The 23,492-nt window shown below is 64.7% G+C and carries 25 protein-coding genes; 11 read left to right on the top strand and 14 right to left on the bottom strand.

Annotated elements, in window-relative coordinates; all coding sequences use genetic code 11:
* Positions 1-71 precede the first annotated feature (71 nt).
* Entirely contained in the window at positions 72-1,370 is a 1,299-nt protein-coding gene (locus tag CH292_RS03650; RefSeq protein ID WP_026347662.1) for a citrate synthase, read from the top strand.
* 73 nt (positions 1,371-1,443) lie between these two features.
* Here the strand turns inward: CH292_RS03650 and CH292_RS03645 are convergent, their stop codons facing one another.
* Positions 1,444-1,851: a RidA family protein gene (locus tag CH292_RS03645; RefSeq protein ID WP_019664373.1), complete on the bottom strand. Its 408-nt coding sequence runs from the start codon at positions 1,849-1,851 to the stop codon at positions 1,444-1,446.
* Between the two features lie 56 nt (positions 1,852-1,907).
* Here CH292_RS03645 and CH292_RS03640 point away from each other — a divergent pair, with 56 nt between their 5' ends.
* Positions 1,908-2,516, top strand: coding sequence for a TetR/AcrR family transcriptional regulator (locus CH292_RS03640; protein ID WP_020111502.1), 609 nt, complete (start codon positions 1,908-1,910; stop codon positions 2,514-2,516).
* A gap of 4 nt (positions 2,517-2,520) precedes the next feature.
* Here CH292_RS03640 and CH292_RS03635 read toward each other — a convergent pair whose 3' ends face one another.
* Entirely contained in the window at positions 2,521-3,315 is a 795-nt protein-coding gene (locus CH292_RS03635) for a carbon-nitrogen hydrolase family protein (protein ID WP_218830165.1), read from the bottom strand.
* Positions 3,316-3,382: 67 nt separating this feature from the next.
* Here CH292_RS03635 and CH292_RS03630 point away from each other — a divergent pair, with 67 nt between their 5' ends.
* Positions 3,383-4,024, top strand: coding sequence for a GntR family transcriptional regulator (locus tag CH292_RS03630; protein ID WP_019664376.1), 642 nt, complete (start codon positions 3,383-3,385; stop codon positions 4,022-4,024).
* On the opposite strand, the gene CH292_RS03625 is transcribed toward CH292_RS03630, so the two are convergent.
* The gene (locus CH292_RS03625; protein WP_019664377.1) at positions 3,996-5,330 is read right to left on the bottom strand and encodes an MFS transporter; all 1,335 of its coding nucleotides are present in this window, start codon (positions 5,328-5,330) and stop codon (positions 3,996-3,998) included. The two genes, CH292_RS03630 and CH292_RS03625, sit on opposite strands and share 29 nt — an antisense overlap.
* Positions 5,331-5,459: 129 nt before the next feature.
* On the opposite strand from CH292_RS03625, the gene CH292_RS03620 reads away from it, so the two are divergent.
* The 4 genes from CH292_RS03620 to CH292_RS03605 all read left to right on the top strand — a co-directional run bounded on the left by CH292_RS03620 (position 5,460) and on the right by CH292_RS03605 (position 8,662).
* Complete coding sequence (locus CH292_RS03620) at positions 5,460-6,134, top strand: DUF2848 domain-containing protein (RefSeq protein ID WP_019664378.1); 675 nt, start codon at positions 5,460-5,462, stop codon at positions 6,132-6,134.
* A gap of 24 nt (positions 6,135-6,158) precedes the next feature.
* Positions 6,159-6,518, top strand: coding sequence for an FKBP-type peptidyl-prolyl cis-trans isomerase (locus CH292_RS03615; protein WP_026347664.1), 360 nt, complete (start codon positions 6,159-6,161; stop codon positions 6,516-6,518).
* A gap of 62 nt (positions 6,519-6,580) precedes the next feature.
* Entirely contained in the window at positions 6,581-7,264 is a 684-nt protein-coding gene (locus tag CH292_RS03610) for a response regulator transcription factor (RefSeq protein WP_019664380.1), read from the top strand.
* Positions 7,265-7,297: 33 nt separating this feature from the next.
* The gene (locus tag CH292_RS03605) at positions 7,298-8,662 is read left to right on the top strand and encodes a HAMP domain-containing sensor histidine kinase (RefSeq protein WP_230621147.1); all 1,365 of its coding nucleotides are present in this window, start codon (positions 7,298-7,300) and stop codon (positions 8,660-8,662) included.
* 1 nt (position 8,663) lies between these two features.
* Here the strand turns inward: CH292_RS03605 and CH292_RS03600 are convergent, their stop codons facing one another.
* A complete protein-coding gene (locus CH292_RS03600; RefSeq protein WP_094654007.1) occupies positions 8,664-9,608 on the bottom strand; it encodes a TAXI family TRAP transporter solute-binding subunit in 945 nt (314 codons plus the stop codon).
* Between the two features lie 93 nt (positions 9,609-9,701).
* On the opposite strand from CH292_RS03600, the gene dctA reads away from it, so the two are divergent.
* Positions 9,702-11,081, top strand: coding sequence for a C4-dicarboxylate transporter DctA (gene dctA, locus CH292_RS03595; RefSeq protein WP_019664383.1), 1,380 nt, complete (start codon positions 9,702-9,704; stop codon positions 11,079-11,081).
* Here dctA and CH292_RS03590 read toward each other — a convergent pair.
* The 3 genes from CH292_RS03590 to CH292_RS03580 are packed head-to-tail and all read right to left on the bottom strand — an operon-like array spanning position 11,078 to position 13,305.
* Positions 11,078-12,358: a sensor histidine kinase KdpD gene (locus tag CH292_RS03590; RefSeq protein ID WP_019664384.1), complete on the bottom strand. Its 1,281-nt coding sequence runs from the start codon at positions 12,356-12,358 to the stop codon at positions 11,078-11,080. The two genes, dctA and CH292_RS03590, sit on opposite strands and share 4 nt — an antisense overlap.
* 20 nt (positions 12,359-12,378) lie before the next feature.
* Entirely contained in the window at positions 12,379-13,080 is a 702-nt protein-coding gene (locus tag CH292_RS03585; protein WP_019664385.1) for a response regulator transcription factor, read from the bottom strand.
* Positions 13,081-13,092: 12 nt separating this feature from the next.
* The gene (locus tag CH292_RS03580; protein ID WP_019664386.1) at positions 13,093-13,305 is read right to left on the bottom strand and encodes a hypothetical protein; all 213 of its coding nucleotides are present in this window, start codon (positions 13,303-13,305) and stop codon (positions 13,093-13,095) included.
* 101 nt (positions 13,306-13,406) lie between these two features.
* Between CH292_RS03580 and CH292_RS03575 the strand changes: the two genes are divergently transcribed.
* Positions 13,407-14,738, top strand: a complete 1,332-nt coding sequence (locus CH292_RS03575) for a deoxyribodipyrimidine photo-lyase (protein WP_019664387.1) — start codon at positions 13,407-13,409, stop codon at positions 14,736-14,738.
* A 3-nt stretch (positions 14,739-14,741) separates the two neighbouring features.
* Here CH292_RS03575 and CH292_RS03570 read toward each other — a convergent pair whose 3' ends face one another.
* Both CH292_RS03570 and CH292_RS03565 read right to left on the bottom strand, forming a co-directional pair.
* Positions 14,742-15,644: a DMT family transporter gene (locus CH292_RS03570; RefSeq protein WP_094654006.1), complete on the bottom strand. Its 903-nt coding sequence runs from the start codon at positions 15,642-15,644 to the stop codon at positions 14,742-14,744.
* A 71-nt stretch (positions 15,645-15,715) separates the two neighbouring features.
* On the bottom strand, positions 15,716-17,563 hold the full coding sequence (locus tag CH292_RS03565; RefSeq protein ID WP_094654005.1) for a propionyl-CoA synthetase: 1,848 nt from the start codon (positions 17,561-17,563) through the stop codon (positions 15,716-15,718).
* Between the two features lie 122 nt (positions 17,564-17,685).
* On the opposite strand from CH292_RS03565, the gene CH292_RS03560 reads away from it, so the two are divergent.
* Both CH292_RS03560 and CH292_RS03555 read left to right on the top strand, forming a co-directional pair.
* Positions 17,686-18,546 carry a DUF559 domain-containing protein gene (locus CH292_RS03560; RefSeq protein WP_094654004.1) on the top strand — a complete coding sequence of 287 codons (861 nt, stop codon included), beginning with the start codon at positions 17,686-17,688 and terminating at the stop codon, positions 18,544-18,546.
* A gap of 185 nt (positions 18,547-18,731) precedes the next feature.
* The gene (locus CH292_RS03555; RefSeq protein ID WP_143545716.1) at positions 18,732-19,121 is read left to right on the top strand and encodes a hypothetical protein; all 390 of its coding nucleotides are present in this window, start codon (positions 18,732-18,734) and stop codon (positions 19,119-19,121) included.
* On the opposite strand, the gene CH292_RS03550 is transcribed toward CH292_RS03555, so the two are convergent.
* From CH292_RS03550 to CH292_RS03530, 5 genes are read right to left on the bottom strand one after another with little or no spacing between them, the layout of a single operon-like run.
* Positions 19,071-20,573 (bottom strand): carboxyl transferase domain-containing protein, encoded by a 1,503-nt coding sequence (locus CH292_RS03550; protein WP_094654003.1) that lies wholly within the window; start codon positions 20,571-20,573, stop codon positions 19,071-19,073. The genes CH292_RS03555 and CH292_RS03550 overlap by 51 nt on opposite strands.
* A 10-nt stretch (positions 20,574-20,583) precedes the next feature.
* Entirely contained in the window at positions 20,584-21,780 is a 1,197-nt protein-coding gene (locus tag CH292_RS03545) for an ABC transporter permease (RefSeq protein WP_094654002.1), read from the bottom strand.
* Positions 21,777-22,667, bottom strand: coding sequence for an ABC transporter ATP-binding protein (locus CH292_RS03540; RefSeq protein ID WP_094654001.1), 891 nt, complete (start codon positions 22,665-22,667; stop codon positions 21,777-21,779). Before CH292_RS03540 ends, CH292_RS03545 begins: the two co-directional genes overlap by 4 nt.
* A gap of 21 nt (positions 22,668-22,688) precedes the next feature.
* Entirely contained in the window at positions 22,689-23,222 is a 534-nt protein-coding gene (locus CH292_RS03535; RefSeq protein WP_037161615.1) for a membrane protein, read from the bottom strand.
* A complete protein-coding gene (locus CH292_RS03530; RefSeq protein ID WP_019664396.1) occupies positions 23,219-23,491 on the bottom strand; it encodes a helix-turn-helix transcriptional regulator in 273 nt (90 codons plus the stop codon). Before CH292_RS03530 ends, CH292_RS03535 begins: the two co-directional genes overlap by 4 nt.
* Position 23,492 lies beyond the last annotated feature (1 nt).

Raw genomic sequence — 23,492 nt, 5'->3', positions numbered from 1 at the left:
TTTCTCTATCGACTGCAGTAAGTGTCCGATTTAAGTACGTGTCCGTTACATGAGTTCGAGAGGGACCATTCGTGCCCGCTGAGAATGACGCAAAAGCCACCCTCGTTTACCCCGGTGGCGAACACAGCATGTCCATTGCCAAGGCAACCGAAGGCAATGACGGCATCGAGCTGGGTAAGTTGCTGGCCGAGACCGGCTACACGACGCTCGACGGCGGATTCGTCAACACCGCGTCGACGAAGTCTGCGATCACCTACATCGACGGTGCTGCAGGGATCCTGCGCTACCGCGGTTACCCGATCGAACAGCTGGCCGGCAAGTCGAGCTTCATCGAGGTCAGTTACCTGCTGATCTACGGTGAGCTCCCCACGGAGGACCAGCTCGAGAAGTTCACCGACAAGATCCGCAGGCACACACTGCTGCACGAGGACCTCAAGCGATTCTTCGACGGTTTCCCGCGCAACGCTCACCCGATGCCGGTGCTGTCCAGTGCGGTCAACGCGTTGTCCGCGTACTACCAGGATTCGTTGGATCCGAACAACCCCGAGCAGGTCGAGCTCTCGACCATCCGCTTGCTCGCGAAGCTGCCGACCATCGCGGCTTATGCGTACAAGAAGTCCGTCGGTCAGCCGTTCCTGTACCCGGACAACTCGAAGAGCCTGGTCGAGAACTTCCTGACCATGACGTTCGGATTCCCGGCGGAGCCCTACGAGGTGGACCCGGAGATCGTGAAGGCTCTGGACATGCTCCTGATTCTGCACGCGGACCACGAGCAGAACTGCTCGACGTCGACGGTTCGTCTGGTCGGATCCTCGGACGCGAACCTCTTCACGTCCATCTCGGGTGGCATCAATGCTCTGTGGGGACCGCTGCACGGCGGCGCCAACCAGGCCGTCCTCGAGATGCTGGACAAGATCAAGGCGGAGGGCGGCGACGCCACCGACTTCCTGCGTCGGGTGAAGAACAAGGAAGACGGCGTGAAGCTCATGGGCTTCGGGCACCGCGTCTACAAGAACTTCGATCCGCGCGCCACGCTGGTCAAGGAGACCGCGCACAACATCCTCGGCAAGCTGGGCAACGGTGACGAGCTCCTCGACATCGCGCTCAAGCTCGAGGAGACGGCGCTCACCGACGACTACTTCGTCGAGCGCAAGCTGTACCCGAACGTGGACTTCTACACCGGGCTGATCTACCGCGCGATGGGCTTCCCGCCGCACATGTTCACGGTGCTGTTCGCCATGGGACGTCTCCCGGGCTGGATCGCGCACTGGCGTGAGATGCACGAGGATCCGACCACGAAGATCGGTCGGCCGCGTCAGATCTACACCGGTTACACCGAGCGCGACTACAAGGACGTGTCCTCGCGCTAGTCGTCACCGAGCGAAGAGCCGCCTGAACCTGTCACGGGGTCCAGGCGGCTTTCGTCGTTTCGGGGTGCACGTGTCAGTCGAGCACGGCCGTGGCCTCGACCTCGACCATGATGTCCGGTTCGCCGAGCGCGACGACTCCGATGAGCGTGATGGGTTTGACGGGGTCGATGCCGAGCTTCGCTGCGGCCCGCCCGACGCCTTCTCCGAGCAACGGCATCTTCTCGGCCGTCCAGTCGACGACGTAGACCGTCAGCTTCGCGACATCGTCGAACGTCCCGCCGACGGCGTTCAGCGCGGTGGCGACGTTGAGGTAGGCCTGTTCGACCTGCGCCGCGAAGTCGTTCTCCCCGACGCGGTTGCCGTCGGCGTCGCGGGCGACCTGGCCGGAAAGGAACACGAGCTTCGATCCTTCGGCGACCGAGAGTTGGCGGTAGACATCGGGTTTGGGCAGACCGTCGGGGTTGTGCAGGGTGATGGTCATATCTGGCTCCTTCGTCGGGGTTCCGAAAATATAACACTGTTATGTATTGTTGGGGAATGGTCAGAACCAAAGATCCTCGGATCAGGTCGATGCTCATCGAACGAGCCGCGCGAATGTTGGGGGACAGGCAGCCCGTGACGCTGCGTGCGCTCGTCAAGGACACCGAGGTCTCGACCATGGCCGTGTACACCTACTTCGACGGCCTCGACGGTCTGTGGATGGCCGTGCGGCAGGAAGGTTTCAAGAGGTTGGCCGCCATGTCGGAGGCCGCGGAGGTCACGGCGGATCCGGTCCGTGACCTGGCGTCGCTCGGATCGGTGTACACACGTAACGCGTTGGAGAATCCGGATCTGTATCGAGTGATGTTCGACGCGACGGTCGATCTGGAGGATCCGGGCGGCGCTGATGCGGTTCTGCAGCATCTGGTGCTGGGGATCGACCGTGCAAAGGATGCCGGACGATTCCGGGCGGATGTGGATTCGGTGGATCTCGCGCTTCAGGCTTGGATCGTCGGGCATGGGCTGGTCTCGCTCGTCGTGACCGGGCCGCTCGACGAGGCTGCGTTGGCCTACGGGGCGTCGATGCTCACGGCGGTGTACGTCGCCGCCGGCGACGACGAAGCCCGCTGCCGTGAATCCGTGGCAGCGGGCTGGGAGTTCGGGTGACCCGTCAGAACTGTCGGCGGTTCTTCAGGACCGGTAGGTTCTGGCGCACCGACTCGACCTGTGTGGTGTCGATCTCCACGGTCAGCATGCCGGGAGTCGTGTCGAGTTGACCCAGTACCTCGCCGGTGGGGGAGCTGACGATGGAGTGGCCGACGCCCAGGGGCGCGGTTCCGTTCGACTGCTCGGGTTGTGCTTGGTCGCAGGCGGCGATGAACGCCGTGGAGTCGAGGGCGCGGGCTCGGGCGAGCAGCGACCACTGTTCGGCCTTGCCCGGACCGGAGCCCCACGACGCGGCGACGACGACCAGTTGAGCGCCGAGGTCGCCGAGCTTCTGGAACAACGCGGGGAAGCGTATGTCGTAGCACGTCGCGAAGCCGATGCGTACACCGTCGATGTCGAGGACGAGCGGTTCGGAACCCGGTGCGACCGTGTCGGATTCGGCGAAACCGAAGGCGTCGAAGAGGTGGATCTTGTCGTAGCTCGCGTCGACGCCGTCGCCGGTGACCAGGAGGGTGTTGGCGACACGGTCGTCGTCGGCGGGGGTGAACATTCCCGCGACGATCGTGATTCCGACGCTGGACGCGATCGCACGGACGCCGTCGGCCCACGGGCCGTCGAGGGGTTCTGCGACGCCGCGAATCGGTCCGCCGAAGCACCGCATCATCGCTTCCGGGAAGACGACGACGGAGGATCCGGCTTCTTTGGCTGCGCGGGCGTGGGTGTCGATGATTCGCAGATTGTCCGATGGTTCAGTTCCACTGGTGACCTGGGCAAGGCTGATTCGGAGGCTGGTGCTCATCTGCTGATCTCCTGTTTCGTGGGCGCTGTGCATGGTTTCGTAGCGCGTCGAGAGGTATACATATCGTATGCAATCGGTGTCGGGTAGGGACAAGGCGTACTCGTTCGTTCGTGACCAAGTGCTCACGTCACCTGCGGCCACCGGAACATTTCTGAACGAGCAGGACCTGGCGACTCGAATCGGGGTGTCTCGCACGCCGGTTCGTGAAGCCCTGTTGATGTTGCAGGCGGAGGGTCTTGTCGAGATGGTACCCAAGCGGGGTGCTCACGTTCCCGCGATGTCCGGCCGCCAGATCGGTGAGTTGATGGAGTTGCGAGGCGTGCTGGAGCGTCACGCGGGCTCGGTGGCCGTCGGAACCGGCACCCCGCCGGTGGCCCTGATGCGCGACGCCCTCGGTGCTCAGGAGGTGCTCGCCGAGGTTCGAACCGATGATGCTGCAAAGGAATTCATCGACCTCGACGGCAGGTTCCATCAAATTCTGATCGATTCCGCCGGCAGTGAACTGCTGTCGCGGACGTACGCAGGCCTGCGGGCCCGTCAGCTGCGCGTCGGATTGACCGCGTTGTTCGCGGCGTCCGATCGCCAGCGCAACGTGTGCACCGAGCACGAGGCCATCGTCGTCGCTCTCGAGAGCGGCGACGAGGACCTCGTGCATCGGGCGATCGACGATCATCTGGAAGTCACACTGCAGATCCTGTTGAGGGCGTAGTCGCGCGAATGACCTCGTACTCCTCTTCCTCGGCCCGGTCGGGGTTGCGTCCGAGCGCGAGGCCGAGGACGGTCAGGGCGCCGACGACGGCGACGTAGGCGACGATCAGCGTCCAGGTGTCGGTCTTGTCCAGCAGGAAGACGAAGATCAGCGGTGCCATGGCTCCACCGACGACTCCTGCGAGGGTGTAGGCGAGCGAGCTGCCGGTCGATCGCAGGCGCACGGTGAACTGCTCGGTGACGAAGGCTGCCTGCGGTCCGTACATGAACGAGTGGAACGCCAGTCCGACGACGACGCCGAGGATCAGCAGCGGCAGCGAGCTTCCGCCGATGATCAGGAAGAACACTGCGCTCCAGGCGACTCCACCGACGGCGGCGACGCCGTAGACGAGGCGGCGGTTGATGCGGTCGGACAGGGCGCCGGCGAGCGGGATCAGGCCGAGCTGGAATGCAGAGCCGATGAGAATGGCGATCAGAACTTCGCTGCGTTCGAAGCCGAGCTTCTGTGTGCCGTACGTGATGGAGAAGACGGTGAACAGTGCGTAGATGACGTCGGGGGCGATGCGGGACAGAATCGCGGCGATAAGAGGGCGACGCTGAAACTTGAAGACCTCGCTGATCGGCGCTTCGGAGCGATCTCCGCTTTCCTGGAGTGCCTTGAACACCGGAGTGTCCTCCAGCTTCAGGCGAATCCACAGTCCGAAGCCGACGAGTACTGCGGAGAGCAGGAACGCGACGCGCCAGCCCCAGGATTCGAACTGCTCCTCGGTCAGGGCGAGGGTGAGTGCGGCGAGAGCACCGTTGGCGAGGAGGTTTCCGGCTGGGGGACCGATCTGTGCGGCCGACGACCAGAAGCCGCGCTGACGGGGGTTGCCGTATTCGCTCGACAGAAGTACCGCGCCGCCCCATTCGCCGCCGACGGCCACGCCCTGGGCGAAGCGCATCGTGACCAGGAGGATCGGGGCGACGATGCCGATGGTGTCGTAACCCGGGATCAAACCGATGAGGAATGTGGTGACGCCGATCAGCAGCAGCGTGATGACCAACAACTGCTTGCGGCCGATGACGTCGCCGAGGCGTCCGAAGACGAATCCGCCGACGGGGCGTGCCACGTATCCGACCGCGTAGGTCGAGAAGGCCAGCAGGGTGCCGGTCAGTGGATCGCTGTCGGGAAAGAAGACGATCGGGAAGATCAGGGCGGCCGCCGCGGAGTAGACGGCAAAGTCGTACCACTCCAATGCGGTGCCCGTCAGGCTGGCCGCAAATGCCTTGACCAGGCCTTTCTTTTCGACTGTCTGCGCAGTCATGGCAACTCCTTCGTCTGTGCCTTGGATCACTGTATCCGTTGTACTGATTCCATACTTGCTGTATACAAGACGTATGCGCAAGCTTTTCGGCGTATTCGAAACAATCAATTAACGAGAGAGGCATTCACGATGCTGACGTTCACGCTTCCGGACGGAACCACCGAGACCGTCGAACCGCTGAATCTGCTCAACGCCGGCTACGCGGGCCGCAATCAGGAAGAAGTTGCTCATCACATCGCCGAGTTGGCCGAACTCGGTGTTCCGGCACCGACCGTCACGCCCGCGATGTACCCCATCTCGCCGTACCTGGCTCAGCAGACGAACGCCGTGCACGTGCAGCACGGGCGCACCTCCGGTGAAGCCGAGTGGGCGCTCGTCGTTCTCGGCGACACCGACGACGACGTGCTGCTCACCGTCGCGTGTGATCACACCGACCGCGACCTCGAGGTCCACAGCGTCGCGTGGAGCAAGAACGCATCACCCGACGTGCTCGGTTCCGGTGCGTGGCGTCTGTCCGACGTCGCGGACCGCATCGACGACATCACGCTGAAGGCATGGGTCGGCGAGACCCCGATTCAGACGGGGTCGCTGGCCGATCTCCTCGCTCCGAAGTACTGGCTCGACGTGCTCCGTGAGCGCGGGCTGTTCAAGCGCGGAACCATCCTGATCTCGGGCACGATCTCGATGCATCCCGGCGTCGACCAGTTCGCCGACGCGTGGAAGGTCGAGATGTCCGACGCCGCCACCGGAAACGTGCTGACCTGCGAATACGACGTCATTCGCATGGCTGACCCGATCGGCTGACCAGCGCGACGTAGGGTGGAGTGCGTGACGAAGCCAATTATCGAGTTCCAGGCAGGCCCTCCACCCATCGATCTAGTGCTGGTGGACTTGGTCGAGGGAGACGGTGACGAAGCCTCACCCGGCGATACCGTCGAGGTGCATTACGTCGGGGTCGAGTTCGACTCGGGCGAGGAGTTCGACTCCTCGTGGAACCGCGGGGAGTCCATCAAGTTCCCGCTCCAGAACCTGATTCAGGGCTGGCAGGACGGCATTCCCGGGATGAAGGTGGGCGGACGCCGTCAGCTCACCATTCCGCCGGAGCTCGCCTACGGCCCAGCCGGACACGGTCATCGCCTGTCCGGAAAGACCCTCGTGTTCGTGATCGACCTGCTCGGCGTCAACTGACGTAGACCGGTCGTCGACCAAGTACCCACAGTTCGAAGTCTCCCGAAGTAGACTTTTCGGACATGTGGGCATTGGTCGTCGAAAACGACGATCGCGTGGCCCGTGCTCTGCGTCGGTCCTTGCATGCCGAGGGTTTCGACGTCGAACGGGTCGGCGCGGTCGCGGCAGCCCGCCGGGCGATGGCTCGGCAGGACTTCGCCATTGCTCTCGTCGACCTCGGTCTCGACGACGGAGACGGTGTGGACGTGATCCGAGCGCTGCGGGACCATCCGTCCACCGGGGTTATCGCCGTCACAGCGCGTGGGGCCACGAACGACCGCGTCCGCGGACTTCGTGCCGGCGCGGACGACTATCTGGTCAAGCCCTTCGGGATCGCCGAGCTCATGGCGCGTATCGACGCCGTGATGCGCAGGCTCAGGCTCTCGTCCGTACCTCTGGAATCGCAGGGTCGTATCGGGCACGGGGAGCTGTGCATCGATCGCGACCGTCACGAAGTTCTGCTGGCAGGCACGGTTCTTCCGTTGACCCGCAAGGAGTTCGACGTGCTCGTGCTCCTCGCTCAGAACGTGGACGTCGTGGTCGAGCGCGACCGCATCCTGGATCACGTGTGGCAGTCCGCCCGCGAAGGAAACACCAGGACCCTCGACACCCACATGGCGTCGCTTCGCACCAAACTCGGCGCCGCAGCGTCGATCACGACGGTCCGAGGCGTCGGATATCGGCTCGAATCGGCGTCCGAGAGCTGACGGACAGCCGTGCGCAGACGGATCGTTCTCAGCATGGTCCCGGTGATCGCCCTTCTCGTTCTCGGCGTGGGTATCCCGTACGCGATTCTGGTGTCCGAGCGCGCAACCCAGCGTGTGTTCATCGACCGGACCGGTGACGCAGTGCGATTCGCCTCCGAGGTGGACGCGGCGATCGAATCCGGGGAATCGACCGGGCTGGGAGAGGAACTGGCGTCGTACTCGGCGTTGTACGACTCAGCGGTGTGGGTGCTCGCTCTGGACGGGGCGACCGTGTACGACCCCGGCGTTCCGCTTCCCGACGACGAGGAACTGGCCGGTGCCGTCAGGCGTGCGTTCGCGGGCGGCCGGGTGTCCGAGGCGCCGACTGTCTACCCGTGGACCGCCGCTCCCGTGCGGGTGGTCGAACCGGTCGGCCGGGACTCCCAGGTGACCGCCGTCGTCGTCATCGAGGCTCCGACGGACACGTTGCGCGCCGGGAGCCTGTCCCAATGGGCTGTCGGTATCGGAGTGTTGGTGGTCGCCGTCGCCGGGTTGCTCGCCGGGTTGTGGCCGCTGACATCGTGGATTCTTCGGCCCGTCCGCGATCTGGAGCGCAGCACTGCCGGTATCGGCGCAGGCGATTTCACGACCCGCGCGGACGTCGATCGAGGCCCGCAGGAGCTACGCGAACTGTCGGAATCGTTCAACACGATGGCCGACACCGTCGAGCGGTCGATGCAGCGTCAGCGCGCGTTCGTCACCGACGCCGCCCACCAGCTCCGAAATCCGTTGGCCAGCTTGCGTTTGTCGGTCGAGAATCTACGGCCCTGGCTGCGCGACGGTGACGCCCGCGAGGCCCACGAGGATGCCGTTGCCGAGACGGTGGAACTGGGTGCGACGTTCGAAGCGATGCTCGGCGCCGTCTCCGCGGAGCGGGACGACGGTGAACGTGACGGTGACCTGTGCTCGGTCGTCGACGTGTTCGATGCCGCGCGGCCGCGGTGGCAGGCGTGCGCGGAGAGCGCCGGGGTTCGGTTGGTGATCGAGGAACCGGCTCCGGGGTGTCGCACCGTCCGCCAACCCTCCGGTGGCCTCGTCGCGGTGCTCGACGAACTGGTGTCCAACGCCGCCCGGCTGTCCGGCGGCACGACGGTGACGGTCCGGATGCGCACCGAATCCGAGGGTCGCTGGGCGTTGTTCGAGGTGGAGGACGATGGTCGCGGGTTGTCGGAATCGGAGACGACTGCGGCGACGGGGAGATTCTGGCGCGCGCCACGGCATCAGAACGTGGCCGGGACAGGGTTGGGTCTTGCCATCGTGAGTGATGTGGTGGCCGATGTGGGAGGAACGTTCGACTTACGGGGTGCTTCCGGTGGCGGAATCGTGGCGACTGTTCGATTGCCCTGTGCGTCAGCGTGAGTCAGGGTTTCTGTTCGCGGAACCAGTCCGCTGCACCGGGATGCAGTGGAACGGGTGTGGTGGCGGCCCCGGTTCGCGGGTTGATCTGATCTGCTTCCGGGCGGTTCATCGACAGCGCCCTGGCATTCTCGAACGTGCTCGCCGTCAGGAAACGAGCCAAGTCGCGTGGAAACTCGTTGCGCACCAGCACGAACGTGGGAACGGCGAGGGTGCGACTCGACGCGATGTCCGGATACACCGTCCGTGAGATCACGACGCCGACGTACTCTCCGGGATAGGCGGCCCGTACGGCCTCGGTGTCGACGGCGAGATCGACGAATTCGACGGCTCGGCCCACCGCCGAGGCGTCTCTGACCAGCGAGTCGAGGGCCGGTGTCGGCATCGCGGTCAACGAGAAGACTGCATCCAGTTCGCCGGAGAGCAGTGCCCGGGCCGCGTCGTCCTGGCCGTAGGACAGTGGAGTGACGGCGAGCCCGGCCGAGTCGAGGAGTCGAAGCGCGGTGAAGCGGGTTCCCGATCCGGGGAGGCCGACCGCGACCCGCATGCCCGGTAGATCCTGCAGTGTTCGTACCGGCCCGTCGGCCATGACCGCGAGGTGCAGCACCGAATCGAACACCCGGAACAGTGCGGAGAAGTCCGAGACGTACGGTTTCGCGACGTCGGCGTTCACGAAACCCAGGTCGACGGACCCGGCCGTGAGCAGTGCCGCGTTGTCGACGGCCGCGTCGGTTTCGACGATGTCGACGACGTGGCGGGCGAGGGCGTCGTTCCAGCGCTCGGCCAGCGCGGTCCCCGTCTCACGGTAGGTCGCACCCGCCGGTCCCGTCGCGAACGTCAAATTGTCGACGGAGGGAACGGGCCGACTGGAACACGCAGGCAGCAGGGCTGCGAGACTCACGGCCGACACCCCGGCGAGCAGGGTCCGTCGATCGATCCTTCCGCTCACTCGTCTCCTATGTCCGAAATGTGAATGTCAGATCGACCTCAAATCTACGCAACTTTGTTGGTGTGACGGGCGCCACTGCGGAACATTGGCGGCATGGCTTCCACCACCGAGACGGGTGACACCGTCAAGCGCAAGCGTTTCTACCACCAGCTGTACTTCTGGGTTCTCGTCGGAATCAGCGTCGGGATCATCATCGGCCTCACCGCTCCCGGCGTGGCGTCGGAGATGAAGTGGATGGCCGATCTGTTCATCAAACTCGTCAAGGTGGTCATCGCGCCGACGATCTTCGCGACGATCGTCGTCGGCATCGCGGGGATGGGGAACCTGGCCAAAGCGGGTGGTCTCGCCTTCAAGACCGTCATGTACTTCAACGTCACCACCGTGTTCGCGCTGGCGATCGGCCTCGTCGTCGTCAACGTCCTCGGGCCGGGGCGTGGATTGAACTACGACGTCGCTTCCTTCGACTCGTCGGCGGCCGCGGGCACCATCGAGTCGGCCGGCGAAGCGAGCGGAACGGGACTGACCGGGTTCATCCTGAATCTGGTACCCGACTCGTTCGCGAGTGCATTCGTCGACGGAATGTTGCTGCAGGTACTGCTGCTGGCGATCCTCGTGGCCGTAGCGGTGACGATGCTCGGCACGCGGGCGGCACCGGTCGTCAGCGCCCTGGACACGTTCGCCAAGATCATGTTCGGCGTCATCAAGCTCGTGATGTGGGTTGCGCCGCTGGGTGCGATGGGCGGAATCGCGTTCACGATCGGCGAGCACGGCAGCGCGATCCTCGGTTCACTCGCGACGTTCATGGGTTCCTTCTGGCTCACGTGCATCCTGTTCCTGCTGTTCGTCCTCGGCCCCATCTGCAGACTCGCCGGGTTCAGCATCTTCAAGTACCTGCGGTACATCAAGGACGAACTGCTGATCGTGCTGGGCACGTCGTCGTCGGAGACGGTCCTTCCGCGGATGATGGCGAAGATGGAAGCGGCAGGCACACCGAAGCACGTGGTGGGCATGACCATTCCCACCGGCTACTCGTTCAACCTCGACGGCACCGCCATCTACATGTCGATGGGCGCGATCTTCATCGCCCAAGCCTTCGGTATCGACGTCCCCATCTGGACGCAGATCGGTCTGCTCGTGTTCATGCTGATCTCGTCGAACGGTGCTGCAGGCGTGTCGGGCGCAGGCCTGGTCACCCTTGCCGCGTCGTTGACGGCATTCGACTCGGTGATCCCGGTTGCGGGTATCGCGTTGATCGTCGGAATCGATCGCTTCATGTCCGAGGGCCGTGCGCTGACCAACCTGTCCGGCAACGGACTCGGAACGCTCGTCATCGCGAGGTGGACGGGCGAGCTCGATCGAGAACGCCTCGCCTACGTGCTGGACAACCCGAAGACCGTCGACGTCGACGACCTGTTGGATCCCGACGAGCCGGCCGACAAGGAGCTGGCGTCCTCGGGTGCAGCAGGTCGCTAGTGTCCGCGTGCGAGGTCCAGTACCAGTCTGGCCCCACCGAGCGGACTGTCGGTGAAGCGAGCTCGGCCACCGTGCAGTTCGGCCTGCTGCGCCACCAGGGCGAGGCCGAGGCCGGATCCACCCTTCGTCGCCGACGCCCCACGGTAGAAGCGCTCGAAGACGGAATCCCGCTCGGCGGGCGGGATTCCGGATCCGTTGTCGTCGAGGACGATCTGCACCGTGGACTCCGTCTCGGTCAGCGTGATCGCGACGTCGGTGGCCGACCCGTGGCGAACGGCGTTGATGATGGCGTTGTCCAGTGCGAGGCGGAGTCCGGCGGGCAGAGCGTCGACGACGAGCGACGGGGCCGATTCGACGCGGACCGTCAGACCCGGGTTCTGCCGCATCGCGTCCTGAGCGGCCACGTCGCAGATCTCGACGATGTCGACCGGGACGCGATCCTTGTCGCTGGACAGTTCACCGGACGCGAGTTTCTCGAGAGCCGTCAGAGTTGCTTCGACGCGGCCCTGCGTCCGCTGCAGATCCTCCAGGATCTCGAGTCGCTGCGGCGGCTCGAGGTCGAGGGTGCGCAGCACTTCGATGTCGGTGCGCATCGCCGTCAGAGGCGTCCGAAGTTCGTGCGCGGACACCGCCGCGAAATCCCGAGCGGTGCCGAGTGCTTCGGTGGTACGTGCCTGCGCGTCGCCGAGTCGTTCGAGCATGCCTGCGATGGCCACGGCCAACTCGTCGGACTCCTTCACCCCGGTCGAGGTGTCCGGCGACCTCGGGGGCTGCGCACTGACCTGCCGAGTCAGTGTCACGAGCGGTTTCACCGCGCGGCCGCCGAAGATCCAGCCGAGGCCCGTCGACGCGGCGATGGCGGCCAATCCGCCGAAGATGACCCACCGCTGTTGATCGTCGGTGATCTCCTGCGCCTCGGCGGCGGGAACGCCGATGGAGATGATGATGTTTGTCGCCGACACAGCCTCCGAGGTGTAGACGCGGAAACGGTCTCCTCCCACGTCGACGGTCTCCGAACCCTCGTCGAGCTTCGGCAGCTGCGTCGGAGTCGACGCGATGACGGTGTCGCCGGTTCGGATCGTCACCGCGAACGCCCCTGAGCTGCCCAGCTGGTCGAGGAACAGTTCGAGGCTCGATGCACTGGGAATCAGAACCTGGGACGCCGTCGTCAACCGGTCGTCGAGGTTGCTCACGTTGTTGCGGGAGATGACCACGGAGGCGACGGTCGCGAGCGTCGCGACGACGATCGTCGCACCCAGCGCGGTCGCGACGGCCACTCGGGCGCGAAGAGAGAACCTCACGAGCTCGGCCGCAGCACGAAACCGACACCGCGCACGGTGTGCAGGACACGGGATTGACCGTCGACCTCGATCTTGCGCCGGAGATAACCGACGAACACGTCGACGACATTGGTGTCGGCCACGAAGTCGTACCCCCACACCAGCTCGAGCAGCCGCTCACGCGTCAGGACGACGCCTGCGTTCCTGGCGAGGACTGCGAGCAGTTCGAATTCCCGTTTGGTCAGATCCAGTTCGCGCATCCCGACGTGGGCGCGATGGCCCGGGATGTCGACGCTCAGCCCGCCGACGGTGATGGCGGAGCTGGATTCGGGTGGCGCAGGTGCCGTCGCGCGTCTGCGCAGCATCGCGCGGATCCGAGCGACCAGCTCGGCCAGGACGAACGGTTTGGTCAGGTAGTCGTCGGCGCCGGATTCCAGGCCGGAGATGCGATCGTCGACCGAGCTCCGAGCACTCAACACACAGATGGGTACGTCGTTGCCCATCGCGCGGAGGGCTTTGACGACGCTGGCGCCGTCGAGGACCGGCATGTTGATGTCCAGGACCACCACGTCGGGTGATCGCTGGGAGACCGCGGTGAGCGCTTCGGCGCCGTCGACCGCGGTGATGACGGTGAATCCGGACAGGCGGAGTCCGCGTTGAAGCGAGGCGAGCACGTCCGCGTCGTCGTCGACTACGAGTACGGTGGCTGATTCGGGCACAGCTCTATCGTGCTATGCCGCCCAGCTCCGGACGGTCATCTCGCGCTCCTCGGGCGATTTGGCGAAGAATTCCTCGAGCGCACTGCGGCGTTCGCGATCGGCATCGAGCGTCCACGCCAGTTCAGGTGCATTGGCGTAGAGCTTGGCGTAGTAGGCGTCGAACGTGCACGTCGTGTCGATCAGCGACGCCGCTCCCGGAAAGATGGGGGTTGCTGTGTTTCTCATGTTTCCCAAGGTAGAAGGCTACTTTGGGGACTCGGTGAGGCAAACGTGGGAGAACTGTGAGAAATGGATTGTCGAACAGTCCCGCGGGTATGAATACACGCATGACTGTGGTGTGGTTTCGACGTGACCTGCGAACCGGTGATCTTCCGACGCTGACGGCTGCGGCCGATTCCGACGGGCCCGTGCTCGGATTGTTCGTTCTCGACGACGTGCTGCTGAAGGCGTCGGGCGGGCCGCGTCGGGACTTTCTCTTCCGTTCGCTCGAGGCACTCGACGAGCAGTTGGACGGTCGACTGCTGGTCGTGAAGGGTGATCCGGAAACCGTGGTACCCAAGGTCGCGAAGGCCGTCGACGCCGAGGAGGTCCACATCAGCGCGGATTACGGGCCGTACGGGCGGTCCAGGGACGAGCGCGTCGGTGAACACGTGTCGTTGGTGTCGACGGGATCGCCCTACGCTATCGCCCCCGGCCGCGTCACCAAGAACGACGGCGAGCCCTACCGCGTGTTCACGCCGTACTTCCGGCAGTGGATGGAGCACGGATGGCGAGGCCCGGCGGACACGTCGGCGAAAACCGTGTCGTGGCTCGACCCGTCGGATGTGAAGGGGCTTCCCCGACGCGTGAAGATCCCCACCGAAAAGGACGCGTCCGACGCGCCTGCAGGGGAGAAGGCTGCGTCCGGCGCCTGGGCCGAGTTTCTGGAGCGAGTCTCGGACTACGACGACGAGCGCAACCGGCCGGACCTGGACTCGACCTCGCGTATGTCGGTCCACCTGAAGTACGGCACCATCCACCCGCGGACGATGCTGGCTGACCTCGGAAAACTGCGCAGCGAGGGGTCCGCGTCGTACCGTCGCCAGATCGCCTGGCGAGACTTCTACGCGGACATTCTGTTTCAGCGCCCGGACAGCGCGCGGGAGAACTACGACAAGAAGTTCGACAAGATCGAGCTGGACACCAGCAAGCACGCCCAGGAGCTGTTCGACGCGTGGAAGGACGGCAAGACCGGCTTTCCCATCGTCGACGCCGGTATGCGACAGCTGAATTCCGAGAACTGGATGCACAACCGGGTCCGCATGATCGTGGCGTCGTTCCTCGTCAAGGATCTGCATCTGCCGTGGTGGTGGGGAGCGCGATACTTCCTGGACCGATTGGTCGACGGCGATCTGGCCAGCAACCAACACGGCTGGCAGTGGACGGCAGGCACGGGAACCGATGCGTCCCCGTACTTTCGTGTGTTCAACCCGATCACCCAGGGCGAGAAGTTCGACCCCACCGGTGATTACGTACGCCGCTGGGTTCCCGAGCTGCGCGGGGAAGAAGGCAAGGCCGTGCACACCTTGAAGTTCGGACGCCCCAAGGATTACCCCGACGCCATCGTCGACCACAAGCACGAGCGAGAGGTCGCGATAGCCCGGTTCAAGGCGCTGTGACGCTCACCGTCGGCGAGAGAGCCCGACGCCGACGAGGCAGACGACGCCGCCCAGCACTGCGAGGATGTGCGGAACTTCGTTCAGCAGGGCCCAGCTCAGCGCAACGGTGATGGGTGGGACGGCGTACGTGGTGATGCCGAGCCTGCCTGCATCCATTCGGGTGAGCGCGTAGGCCCACGTGGAGAACGCTAGCGCTGTCGGAACGAGGCCGAGGTAGAGCAGGCCTCCGGTTGCCTGGGCGGATGTGTCGGCCAAGTCGTCGAGCAGGGCCGGGGCGAACGGGAGAGTGCACAGGGCGCCGATCGCGCAGGCCATCCACGTGACCTGGAGGCCGGGCACGCTGCGCAGCACCGGTTTCTGGCAGAGCACACCGATTGCGTAGGTCACCGCGGAGACGAGGCACAGTGCGATGCCGAGGGCATCCGCGTCGGTTCTGACGGTGTCGGTGGTGGTCACGGCAGTGACGACACCCACGAGCACGGCCCCGGAGAACGCGATCGCCGCGCCGATCACGAGCCACCGCGGAAAGCCCTCGCCGAGGAGGAGTCCGGCGAACAGGGCAACGAGAATCGGGCCGATCTGAATGATCATCGAGGTGGTGCCTGCATCGACGCGTTGTTCGGCGGCGTTGAGGGCCACGTTGTAGATCGCGAACCAGAACACCCCGACGCTGAGGATCTGGATCCACTGGGTGCGGGTAGGTCTGACCCAGGTGCGTTTCGCCAGGAGAATCAGCCCGAGCGCGCCCGTGCCGATCAGCAACCTGCCGAGCGCCAGCGGACCCGCTCCGAACGACGTACCGACTCCCCGAATCGCGACGAACGCCGACGCCCAGGACACCACGGTGACCGTCACCGCTCCGAGCGCAAGCCAATCAGTCTTCATCGTCACTGCGACATCGGTCATGGCATGAGATTACGGCGAGCGGACCGCCTGGGGCGCGCGGATTTCGGACAACCTTACTCGTTTTCCTGCCCTCACCTACGGAGTAGCTTCTCCAGCGCATCCAGAACCGCTGGATCCTCGATCGTCGACGGCACCCCGTACTCCTCACCTGCGACGATCTGCCGCATGGTCTTGCGCAGGATTTTCCCGGACCTCGTCTTGGGAAGCGCACCGACGATCGTCACGTCCCGGAATGTCGCGAGTGCGCCGATCTGGTCACGCACCATCGCGACCAGTTCCGTGCGCAACCGATCCTCCTCGATGGTTTCGCCCGCCTTGAGGACCACGTACCCACTCGGCCGCTGGCCCTTGAGGTCGTCGTGAATTCCGATCACCGCGCATTCGGCCACCGCGGGGTGGCTCGCGACGACGGCTTCCATCGATCCTGTCGACAGTCGATGTCCCGCAACGTTGATGACGTCGTCGCTGCGACCGAGGACGTACACGTACCCGTCGGCGTCGATGTAACCGGAATCGCCGGTCAGGTAGTAGCCGGGGAACGTGTCGAGGTACGAGCGCTGGAAGCGGTCCTCGTCGTTCCACAATCCCACCAGGGTGCCGGGAGGCAGCGGGAGCTTCACGACGATGTTGCCCTCGGTACCGGCGTCGACTTCGGCGCCGGCAGCGTCCACGATCGTCACCTCGAAACCCGGTACCGCGACGGTCGGCGAACCGGATTTGATCGGAAGCGGCTCCAGCCCGCGGAGATTCGCCGCGATAGCCCAGCCGGTCTCGGTCTGCCACCAGTGGTCGACGACGGGCCGGTCCAGGGTTCGGCTGATCCACTCGTAGGTATCGGGATCCAGTCGCTCGCCCGCGACGAACAGTGTCTCCAAGCTCGAGACGTCGTACTTCTTCAGTTCCTCGGCGTGCGGATCCACCTTGCGAATGGCGCGTAACGCCGTCGGGGCGGTGAACAATGCTCGCACACCGTGACTTTCGATGACCCGCCAGAAGGCCCCGGCGTCGGGAGTGCCGACGGGTTTGCCTTCGTAGAGAATTGTTGTCGCACCTGCCAGCAGTGGGCCGTAGACGATGTAGGAATGCCCGACGACCCAGCCGACGTCGGACGCCGTCCACATGACCTGACCCGGACCGACGTCGTAGATGTTGTGCATCGACCATCGCAGTGCGACGGCATGGCCACCGTTGTCGCGTACGACGCCTTTGGGTTTTCCGGTGGTCCCCGAGGTGTAGAGGATGTAAAGGGGATCCGTAGCCTTGACCGGAACTGGTTGCGCCGGTGACGCTTCGGCCATCTCGGCATCCCAGTCCAGCCATCCGTGATCGCTCGGAATCCCGTCGCGGCTCTTGACGATCACCGTCGGCGACGAGGACAGAGCGAGCGCCTTCTCGACGATCGGGAGGTACTCCACGACCCGTCCCGGCTCGAAACCGCCACTCGCCGTCACCACCAGCACCGGTTCGGCGTCGTCGATCCGCGCCGCGAGCTCCTTCGCCGCGAATCCGCCGAACACCACCGAATGCACCGCACCGATTCGCGCACACGCCAGCATCGCCACGGCTGCCTCGGGAATCATGGGCAGGTACAGAATGACGCGGTCACCCTTCCCCACACCGTTGCGCACGAGAACTCCCGCGAACAGCGCCACCTCGTTCAGCAGCTCGGCATAGGTGTACCGGCGCTGCGTACCGGTCATCGCCGAGTCGTAGATCAGCGCGGTACGGTCCCCGTCGCCCGCATCCACATGCCGATCGAGCGCATTGACACATGTATTGAGCACGCCGTCGGGGAACCAGCGGCCATCGAACGCCGTCGTCGGAGCACTGACCCAATCGATCCCCTCGGCCGCGTCCAGCCAGAAACCCTCACGATCGGACCTGGCTCTGTCGAATGCTTCTCGATACTCGCCGCTCATGTCCCGAGCCTAGTGCCACGAATTGCCCGATACTTTTCGAATCGGCGGGATCCCGAGGAATTGCACAGTATCGGGCAATCCATCGCATCGGATCTGTCGGAGGTATGCGCCATCATGCGCGCATGGGGGTACTCACCACGAAAGCGCAGCTGATCGCGCAGGGACTCAGCGTCAGCACCATCTCCCGTCGGAGCCGAAGCGGCGGGCTCACTCGGCTGCTGCCGGGCCTGTACGCGACGGAGAAACCGGGCTACATGGACCTGTGTCGCGCCGTCGCTCTGTGGAAACCGGACGCGGTGTTCAGCCATTCGACCGCGGGTTGGCTGTGGGGCCTGGTAGAGGCGGAACCGCGCTCGGTCGAGGCGACCGTCGCACCCAACGCGCAGGTCCGGTCACCCGATTGGGTCGTGCTACGCCGACGTGCACTTCCTGACGTGCAAAAACTACGGGGGCTGCACGTCGTGTCGATCGAGCAGGCGTTCGTCGACCTCGCGGCAACGATGCCGACGGCCGAACTCGAGAAGTTCTTCGACGCCGCCGTCGGCACGCACATTCCTGCGCGCCGGCTGGCGGCGTTCTGCGATACCGCCAAGGGGATGGACGGAATGCAGGCCTTACGCACACAACTCCGACGGTGCTGCCCCGGCACGTTCTCGGAAGCGGAGCGCGTGGTGGCGCGCGCATTGACCGCACGCAATCTGTTCATGGACATCAACGCGAGAGTCGGACCGTACTACGGAGACCTCGTCGACTTTCGTGCGCGCGTCATCGTCGAGATCGACGGGCGCGAGTTCCACAGCACAGGTGCGGTGTTCACGAGCGATCGCCGACGCCAGAACGCGCTGGTCCTCGACGGGTGGCTGGTGCTGCGATACTCCGTGGCCACCGTCATGTCGGACCTGGATGCCGTGGTGGAGGAGATCGTGTCGGTGGTGAAGCGTCGCCGTCGGTCGATCGACGCCGACCGGACATCCCACGCGTAATCGGTGGCGGCATGAATTGCCCGATACTTCTCGATACGACGGAATCCTGCCGACTCGCGGAGTATCGGGCAATCCGTTGCAGCGGACGGCGTCGGTGGCAAGGCCGCGTAGACGTCGACCCCGTGGCCATAATGATTCCGTCAAGATCCTGGCGACGCGGTGGGGGCGGATGGAGACTCGCTGATGTGACTCTTTTCGAGATGCTGCCGTCTCTTCGTAATGCAGGCCGACCACGATTCGATTCGGAGTTGTGGCCGTCGGGCACGGGTTTTCGTGATGGGCGATTGATGGTCGACGGGGTGTTCGTCGACGATTTTGCTGATTGCGAGGGCACGCCGGCGCGGTTGGGTTGTGTGGTGGTGACGCGGGTGCGGTCGGTGATTGCCGGGATCGTGCGTGTCGATGCCGTGCTCGGGTGCGTGGAGGTCGCCGATATCGCCAACCGTCATTCGGTGGTGGGTCGGCAGTTCTTCGCGATGGGCGACGCCAAGGTGGAGCTTCCGTCGGATGTGCGGGCCGGTGACCTACTGGCCGTGATTCCCGAGGCCCAGGCGTCGGTACCGGGCGAGGCGTGAGGACACGCGGTCGTCGTCGGAGCTGATGTTGCGCAGTTCTCGTGCGATGGCTCCGGCGATGCGGATCGAGAAATCGACGGGTTCCTCTGCTGCATCGGGATGTTCGGGGACGATGGCGTCGACGATGCCGTCGCGGAGCAGGTCCATGGACCGAATGCCTTGTGCCTCGGCCATGTCCGACGCATGTGCTGTGTCGCGGTGAACGATGGCGCTGGCGCCTTCCGGAGGAAGCGGTGCGAGCCAGGCGTTCTGTGCGCACAAGGTGCGGTCGGCGGGCAGCAGGGCGAGGGCGCCGCCGCCTGTTCCCTGGCCGAGGAGGACCGACACCGTCGGGGTGTCGACGGTCACGAGATCGCTGATGCATCGGGCGATTTCGGGTGCGATCCCGCCTTCTTCCGCTTCCTTGGACAGTGCTGCGCCGAACGTGTCGATGACGAGGACCAGGGGAATACGGAGCTCCTCGGCCAGTTTCATTCCACGCCGAGCCTGACGCAGCGCGCCTGGTCCCATCGTCGCGGTGATGCTGTGGCTGCTTCGGTCGTTGCCGAAGACCACACAGGAGATTCCTCGGAATTTGCACAGCGACAACAGGATCGTCGTGTCCGACTCGCCTTGGCCGGTGCCGCTGAGCGGAACCTGTTCGCTGGCTGCATGTTCGAGGAGTTCCCGCACGCCCGGCCGATCGGGGCGACGTGAGGATTCCACGGAATGCCACGCGGAACGATCAGGGATGTCGCCGACGGTGGGAGCCGGGTCGAGGTGGTGGGCTGTCTCGCCGTCGGGGCTGACGACGCGGAGCGCGCGGACCATGAGGTGTCGGAGGCTGTCCACGGGAACCACACCGTCGATGACGCCATGGTGGTAGAGGTTCTCGGCGGTCTGTACGCCTTCGGGAAAGGGTTTGTCGTACAAGGCTTGATAGACGCGCGGGCCGAGAAATCCGATGAGCGCACCAGGCTCGGCGAACGTCACGTGAGCGAGCGATCCCCAGGATGCGAAGACGCCCCCGGTCGTCGGATTGCGGAGATACACCAGGTACGGCAGGCCGGCTTGTTTGTGCAAGGTCACCGCACCCGCGATCTTCACCATCTGTACGAACGCGAGGGTGCCCTCCTGCATGCGAGTCCCACCCGACGTGGGCGACGCGATCAGCGGAAGGTTCTCCGCGGTGGCGCGCTCGATGGCAGTGGCGATTCGTTCGGCGGCCGCCACGCCGATCGACCCGGCCAGGAAAGCGAACTCGCACGCAATGATGGCCACCGGCCTGCCGTCGACCAGTCCCTGTCCGGTCAGAACGGACTCGTCGACGCCGCTCTTGTCTCGGGCTTTCGCCAAGTCGGCGGCATACTTCGGGCCGGGGGAGACGTCGATCGGCGCACGATCCCACGACACGAACGATCCGCCGTCGAGAACTGCATCGAGTATCTCGGCGGCGGACGTCCGTGTTGTCATGAGCGGGATCCTAACGGGCGAATGCTTCCTTCCACGTGACGGTCTTGCCGATGCGCAGAATGGACCGCTGGTAGATCTTGGCGGCGACGACGGCGAGTGCCGCGGTGGTGGCCGCCATGATGAGGGCGGTTCCGATGATCTGGTAGACCGGCGCGACGCCTGCGGCGATACGGAGCGGCATCATGACGGCGGAGAACGGCGGAATCCAGCTGAGAACGTTGCTGAGTGTGCTCTCCGGGTCGCCGACCGAGTAGAACGCCGCGAAGAACATTGCCATGATCAGCAACAGGAGCGGCATCGTCGTCGAATTGACGTCTTCTTGCCTCGAGACCATCGATCCACCGGCTGCGTACAGGACCGCGAAGAAGGCGAAGCCGAGCACGAACCAGCCTAGTGTGCCGGCGAAGACGCTGATCGCGGTTCCGGTGATGGTGAGTGTGCCCGTTGCAAGTCCGGCGCCCACACCTGCCGCACCGTAGAGGGCGAGTTGCAGGATTCCGACGGCTCCGATGCCGAGGATCTTGCCCCACAGCAACTGAAGCGGCCTGACGGTGGAGAGCAGCAGTTCGACGACGCGCGAGGACTTCTCTTCGACGACGCCCATGGCAACGTACATTCCGAAGCCGATGATCTGGGCGTACAGGATGAACACGGCGGCCAGGGACAGCGCAACTCGTTGTCCTGCTTCGGGATCCGGCGGGTCGATAGCTTCGACCGTGACCGTTGCGTTCGCGACGGCGGTAGCGACGGCGTCCCGGTCGACGCTTTGCTGCGCCAGCGCGGCGTCGGTGGCCTGCGATTGGACACTGCCTTCGACGACGGCTCGCAGTGCTCCGGTGAGCTCGGAATCCGTGATCGCGGTGTAGGCGCCGGATCCTGCCGGTACGAGAGCTACTGCGACGTCGCCGGATTCGACGTCCGATCGAGCTGCGTCGGCGTCGGCGATCTCGCGGATGTCGACGGGGCTGCCGACGGCGTCTCCGGTGGCGGTGATGACGGCCGCGATCTGTTGGTCGCCGACGATGCCGACGACGTCGCGGTCTTCGTCGTCTCCGCCCGCGAAGATGGAGTATGCGATGATGCCGCCGATGATGACGGCGAGAATGATGACGTTGGAGATGACGAAGCTTTTCTTCATCACCTGAACGGTGAACTCGCGCTTGGCGATCAGGCCGATTGCCCGGCTCGAAGATACTTGGGTGCTCATGCCACTGCCTCTCGGAACAGGTCGCTCAACGACGGTTTGTGGAAGGAGAATTCGTGTACGGGTCCGGTGGCGAGGGCGGCACGAAGGATGGCCTGGTCGTCGGTTCCCGGTGCGATCGAGAGGAGCGTCCGGCCGGCGCTGTGACTGACGGCCCGGGCGCCTGCGATGCCGTCGGCCCAGCCGGGCTGGGCGTTCGGTGCGTGTACTTCGAGTTGCGCTTCACCTGATCCGCGGAGTTCGTCGACGGTGCCGACGGCTTTCATGGATCCGGCGGCGATGATGCCGACTCGGTCGCACAGTCGTTGCACGAGATCCAACTGGTGGCTGGAGAAGATCACCGGGACTCCGGACGACGCTTTCTCGCGGAGTACGTCGCTCATGACGTCGACGGCAACCGGGTCGAGACCGGAGAACGGCTCGTCCAGTACCAGAACCGCGGGGTCGTGCACGAGTGCCGCGGCGAGCTGAACGCGCTGCTGGTTGCCCAGGCTGAGTGCGTCGACGGTGTCGTTCAGTCGTTCCGAGATACCGAGTCGTTCGGTCCACGTGCCTACGGCCGACTTGGCGTCCGACGGTGAAAGGCCGTGCAGTTCGGCCAGATACGCGAGCTGCGGGCCGACCTTCATCTTGGGATAGAGGCCGCGTTCCTCCGGCATGTAGCCGATGGTGCGGCGGACATCGAGGTCGACGGGTTTGCCGCCGAGCAGGACCTGCCCGGAGTCGGCGGACAGTACGCCGAGGGTGATGCGCATGGTGGTGGTCTTGCCTGCGCCGTTGCTGCCGACGAAGCCGAAGAGTTCACCGGGGTGTACGTCGAACTTCAGGGAGTCGAGGGCGATCTTGTCGCCGTATCTCTTGGAGATGTTGTCGATCGTAAGGGTGCTCATGGTGCCCTTTCTTCTCGTTTCTCAGAGGTCTTCCGGGTCGGGGTCGGGAGTGATCCAGGCGAGAATCATTGCCGGGGAGCAGATTCCGGCCATCAGGCTGACGAGTGTCCACAACGCGCCTGCGTAGGCGAGTCGCTCGTTCTCGTATCCGGTGGCGAGGATGATCAGCGTGAACACCGAGACCATGACGAGGCCCTGGGTGACGGTCAAGCCGATCGACCGAGCCTCGTTGCGCTGCTGTACTTCCCATTCGTCGAGTGCGCCCACGGGTGCATCGCTGTGGCGGCCGGAGGCGGTTTGCAGCATCGTCCACAGCACGAGGAAGGCGACGGTGCCGGCGACCCACAGGATGGGTGCCCACTTCCAGAACAGCGATGCAACAGCGATGGCGAGAAGCGCGACGAGGGTGGAAATTACTGCAACCGCAAGGATTCGACGGCGCTTCTGGGTTCGCCACTTCGGCAGCATGTGCCGAGTCTTCGCGTCGTTCTCGAGAAACCTGCGTGTGCGGTAGTCCTGGTAGCGCGTCAGAATGTTCGAGTCGGGGGTGGTCACTTGTCGTTCTCCCTTCTGAACAGTTCGGCGGAGAGTGGACCGAGTTCCTTGCGTGAGAACACTGCTTCGACGGGAAGGTCGAATACTTCACAGATGCGCAGTGCCAGGTCGAGGCTCGGATAGTGGTCGCCCCGCTCGAGGGCGCCCACTGTCTGCGGGTTGACTTCGATGAGTTCGGCGAGTTGCGCGCGGCTCATCTTTCGTTCGGCCCGCAGAACTCCCACCCGGTTGAAGATCGGGAGCGTGTTCCCACGCTTGACGGGGCTCATG

The organism is Rhodococcus sp. 14-2470-1a (genome assembly GCF_002259425.1).
GTDB lineage: Bacteria > Actinomycetota > Actinomycetes > Mycobacteriales > Mycobacteriaceae > Rhodococcoides > Rhodococcoides fascians_E.
The sequence above is the reverse complement of the archived record's forward strand: the minus strand, read 5'-3'. Positions and strand labels throughout refer to the sequence as shown.